Below are 3,379 nucleotides of genomic sequence, written 5' to 3'. Positions count from 1 at the left end.
GGTTCAGGGGCTTGAGCGGGTGAGCATTCAAAACGGCGTGCATTTTTTTAATAATACAGGTGAGCCTTTTGAGGATGTTTACGAACGGGTCTTGGAGATGGTCAGGGACCGAGATAAGAATCCAATAATGCGATACTGACCGGCCGCAGGAAATGGTGGGCTTAACATCTTTGACCTGGCCGGGATAAAGGATTTATCCATCAAATCGCTCCGAGCGGTTCATCAGTCTGCATCTCGTCTGTTTAAAATTCAAGCTGCCTCTTGCCGCTGGCCCCTTTTAGAAACCTCAATCAAAACCTCAAGGCCTTATTTATTCCCAGCAGAACGGAAACCGGTATTCAGGCCAGCGGGCAGGCGGCGAAGATCATTCAATTTACTGTAAAAAGACACGCCGCCCAGGTCACTATCAAAAAGCCGCGCCAGAAACGGCTGCACAAAAACGGTATCATGCGGTGGAATTAAAAAACCTGGAAGGGGTTTGGCGCCTGGCAGGTCCAATACTGAAAGCGCTTCATCTAAGGCGTATCTTGCGGAATTGTCCTCATGGGCCAGCAGAAAAAGCAGGTCAGTTAAGTTGCCAAACCATCCCCCCGTGTCCAGGTGTTCAATAACCTGCTGACAGGCCGTTATCACTGAAATCAGGCGCGAAGGCACATCGGCCTGTCCGCTTAGCTGGCAGGGTTCAAGCGACAGGAAACTGCGGCAGGCAAACGGTCGAGACTCATAGACCAGGCAGAGGTCGTTTTCCAGTAACGGGCAAGAGCCCAGCTCCGGCCCAGGCTTTTCCCCAGGCGGCTCCTGGCGGTTGAAGCAGGCCAAAGCCAGATCATTAATCGTATAGCGGGGCCGGAAAAGAGCCGGGTTGGACATTTCAAGGCGGGATAGAACATGGGGCTGTTCGGTTTGCCTTAAGTCTTCCAGGATCAGAAAGGCCTCCAGGGTGGTCAGGGTCACATTTTGAGTACAGCATGAGGCGCAGCCTTTAATGCATGCTACCTCGAAGTAACTTTTGACGTAGTCATCAAAAATGTCATAGAGGTGTAATAAAAGGGTCTTTTTTTTTATGAACTTGTTCATGAGGTTGATAACTATATTTTACACCTTAGTATTTGACCTGTTGGCAGCCTAAAGGCGTTGCATACCAGGAATCAGCCATGGATGTCAATATCTCGAATCTCCCCCTGGACCGCGAAAAAGGTATTGCCTCAAGCGGCGCCAGCCTCTATCATATAAATACGGATTCCGTCAGGCCAGCCGGTCAGCATCTGCGCTTCAGCCAAATGGCATGGTCAGGAGTAGAAATTTGAGCGTAAACGAGGGATTTTTTCCGAAAGAGGAGCCAGCCGAGGAACCATGGCCCGAGCAGGCAGTACTGGCCTTTACCCGCAGAGAGCTTGCCATCCTGAAGGCTCTGCGGGGACCGGGCCGGGAGTTAAACCTGATCTTCGGTCTGACACAGCTTATTTCCTGGCCTGATTGGCTTCTGGCCGGACCTATCCTGGGAGCGCCGCAGGCGGTCATGGTAATGGAGTATCTACGCCTCAAGGGCGTCCGGACTTTCCTTTCTCTGGGCCTGTGCGGGTCTATTCAGCCAGACCTCAGCATTGGTCAGATCGTTTTACCCCAGGCTGCCCTTTCCGAGGAAGGGACTTCGGCCCATTATCTTCTTGAAGATGAATTTGCATCGGCGGATCCGGATTTATCCCGGCAGTTAGCTGAGCATCTGGCCGACCAGGGTCTTAATTACCGCACCGGCCGGGTGTGGACAACGGATGCCCCTTATCGTGAGACCAGAGACAAGGTTCAGAGGTATTCGGCTCAAGGAATCCTGGCGGTGGATATGGAGGCTTCGGCCTTGATGACCGCAGCTCGCTTCCACGGTCTGACCTTTGCTGGCCTGATGATCGTCTCTGATGAACTTCGGCTTGACGAACATTTTCTGGGTTTTAATTCACCCAAATTAACCCAAGGCCTGACAGATGCCGCAAAAATAATTATAAGAACACTGCAATGAACCTAGACCCCATTTTAGCCATTGATATTGGAGCCGGCACGCAGGACGTCCTGCTCTATGACCCTGACCAGCCCATGGAAAACGCGGTCAAACTGGTATTACCCTCCCCGACCCGAATTGCCGCCTATCGCATCCAGGCGGTGACTGAAAAAAAGAAGCCCCTTTTTCTTTCCGGTCAGGTCATGGGGGGAGGAGCTGTGGTCAGGGCTGTCCAAAACCATCTCCGCCAGGGCCTGGCCGTGTATAGCCTGGAAGCTCCAGCCTTAACCATGCATGACAATCTCGACTATGTTCGTCAAATGGGTCTGAAGCTGGTCGAGGCCCGGCCGGATAATGAGGTCATGGAGGTTCGTCTGGGCGACGTTGATATGCCGGCGCTTTCAAGAGCACTGGCTAATTTCGAGGTGGCTTTACCGGAAACAACGGCCATCGCCCTTCAGGATCATGGTTTTTCCCCGCAGGCCAGCAATCGCCTCACTCGATTTACCGAATGGCGCCGCTTCCTCGAAGACGACGGCAAGATGGACGCGCTGCTCTACACCACCCCCCCGCCCGGGCTGACCCGACTGGCCGCCGCAGCCAGGGCCAAACCCGGCTGCTTCCTCATGGACACGGGCGCAGCCGCTCTGCGCGGAGCCATTCTCGATGAATACGCCGCACAACACTTTGAAGAGGGGCTCATAGCCCTCAACGCAGGCAACAGCCACACCGTGGCGGCCCTGGTGAAAGCCGACCAGGTCTGGGGAATTTACGAACATCATACCCACATCCTGAATGCGGCCCTGCTATCGGATCAGATCAAGCGCTTTGCTCAGGCCGCTCTGACCCATGAAGAGGTCTTTGGCCAGAATGGGCATGGCGTGGCCTATCACCCTGGATACCGCGACCTGAAGCCTTTTAAATACATTGTCATTACCGGCCCCTGCCGGGCGGTGGCCAGGAACCTGGGTCACCCGGCCGCGCCTTATGGGGAGATGATGCTTACCGGCTGTTTCGGCCTGGTCGAAGCCATCCGCCAGCATCGAAAGCAAGGGATTCAAGATCATGCAAAGTAAGGCCGCAGCAAAAAGAAGAATCGGAATTCTGCGCCTGGAGATTAATCGGCACAACCGGCTGTACTTTCAGGAAGACGCCCCCGAGATCACAGACGCCGAGTACGACCGCCTCTTTTATGAACTTAAAGAACTGGAAGCAGCCCATCCAGACCTGATCGTCCCTGATTCTCCGACTCAGCGCATCGGGGCCGAGCCGGTGGAAAAATTCGCCCCGGTTGAACATCCCGTGCCCATGCTCAGCCTGGAGAACGGTTTTAAATCTGAGGACGTCCTGGAGTTCGATGCCCGGATAAAACGCTTCCTCAATACA

Annotated in this window: 4 protein-coding genes; 3 read left to right on the top strand and 1 reads right to left on the bottom strand. The window is 54.1% G+C overall.

Annotation, left to right across the window (positions count from 1 at the left end; genetic code table 11):
* Positions 1-306 precede the first annotated feature (306 nt).
* A complete protein-coding gene (locus JRI95_16675; GenBank protein ID MBW2063179.1) occupies positions 307-1,077 on the bottom strand; it encodes a YkgJ family cysteine cluster protein in 771 nt (256 codons plus the stop codon).
* A gap of 226 nt (positions 1,078-1,303) precedes the next feature.
* Between JRI95_16675 and JRI95_16670 the strand changes: the two genes are divergently transcribed.
* The 3 genes from JRI95_16670 to JRI95_16660 all read left to right on the top strand — a co-directional run.
* Positions 1,304-2,014 carry a nucleoside phosphorylase gene (locus JRI95_16670; GenBank protein ID MBW2063178.1) on the top strand — a complete coding sequence of 237 codons (711 nt, stop codon included), beginning with the start codon at positions 1,304-1,306 and terminating at the stop codon, positions 2,012-2,014.
* A complete protein-coding gene (locus JRI95_16665) occupies positions 2,011-3,069 on the top strand; it encodes a DUF1786 domain-containing protein (protein MBW2063177.1) in 1,059 nt (352 codons plus the stop codon). Before JRI95_16670 ends, JRI95_16665 begins: the two co-directional genes overlap by 4 nt.
* Positions 3,059-3,379: NAD-dependent DNA ligase LigA (locus JRI95_16660; protein MBW2063176.1), on the top strand; the 321-nt coding region annotated here is incomplete at its 3' end. The genes JRI95_16665 and JRI95_16660, both read left to right, overlap by 11 nt.

The organism is Deltaproteobacteria bacterium, assembly GCA_019308995.1.
Classification (GTDB): Bacteria; Desulfobacterota; Desulfarculia; order Adiutricales; family JAFDHD01; genus JAFDHD01.
The sequence above is the reverse complement of the archived record's forward strand: the minus strand, read 5'-3'. Positions and strand labels throughout refer to the sequence as shown.

What these genes read in the sequence shown, in the direction of transcription:
- JRI95_16675 (MBW2063179.1), bottom strand. Translation starts at nt 1,077, where the DNA reads ATGAACAAGTTCATAAAAAAAAAGACCCTTTTATTACACCTCTATGAC.
- JRI95_16665 (MBW2063177.1), top strand. Translation starts at nt 2,011, where the DNA reads ATGAACCTAGACCCCATTTTAGCCATTGATATTGGAGCCGGCACGCAG.